This window comes from Bartonella sp. MR168JLCBS (genome assembly GCF_042194175.1).
Window position 1 is genome coordinate 1 of the sequence record NZ_JBHIMP010000268.1, and the last position, 821, is coordinate 821.

At 45.7% G+C, this 821-nt stretch carries 1 protein-coding gene; it reads left to right on the forward strand.

Annotated elements, in window-relative coordinates; translation table 11 throughout:
- A partial coding sequence (gene priA, locus ACFIK8_RS10790; protein ID WP_375669423.1) for a primosomal protein N' occupies positions 1-821 on the forward strand: 821 nt, incomplete at both ends.

The following is an 821-nucleotide window of genomic DNA, read 5'->3' on the forward strand; positions in this document are numbered from 1 at the left end:
CAAATTGCAGAGGGGCGGGTGCGGGTCGTTGCAGGGGCACGTTCGGCGCTTTTTCTTCCCTTTCATGAGCTTGGCTTGATTGTTGTCGATGAAGAACATGATGGCGCTTATAAACAAGAAGAGCGCATTTTTTATCATGCGCGTGATATGGCGGTGGCACGAGGCTCTTTCGAGCATTTTCCTGTTATTTTATCCTCAGCAACACCGTCAATTGAAAGTCAGGCTAATGTTTTAAGAGGACGTTATCAAAGGGTGCATTTGCCATCGCGTTTTAAAGAAGCAGCACTTCCACAATTGCGAGTGGTTGATATGCGCCAAGGGGGTGTGCAAAAGGGGCGTTTTATTTCCTCCGCTCTTGAACATGCTTTAACACAAACCCTCAAAAAAGGTGAACAAGCTCTCCTTTTTCTTAATCGCCGTGGTTATGCTCCTTTAACTTTATGCCGGGTTTGTGGACATCGTTTTCATTGTACAAATTGTTCGAGTTGGTTGGTTGAACATCGCGCGCAAGGGCAGCTTAAATGCCATCATTGTGGGTATCATCAGCCTTTTCCAGAAGTGTGTCCTGAATGTGGGACTTTAGATCATCTTGTGGCTTGTGGGCCTGGTGTAGAAAGAATTGCTGAAGAGACACAGATGCTTTTTCCCCAAGCGCGGTTGTTGATTCTGTCAACCGATTTAAAAGGTGGCATTCGTCAATTACGAAGTGAATTGGAAGCAATTGCAAAAGGCGATGTTGATATTATTATTGGAACGCAGTTGGTTGCTAAAGGACACCATTTCCCTGGGTTGTCTCTGGTCGGGGTGATTGATGCTGATCT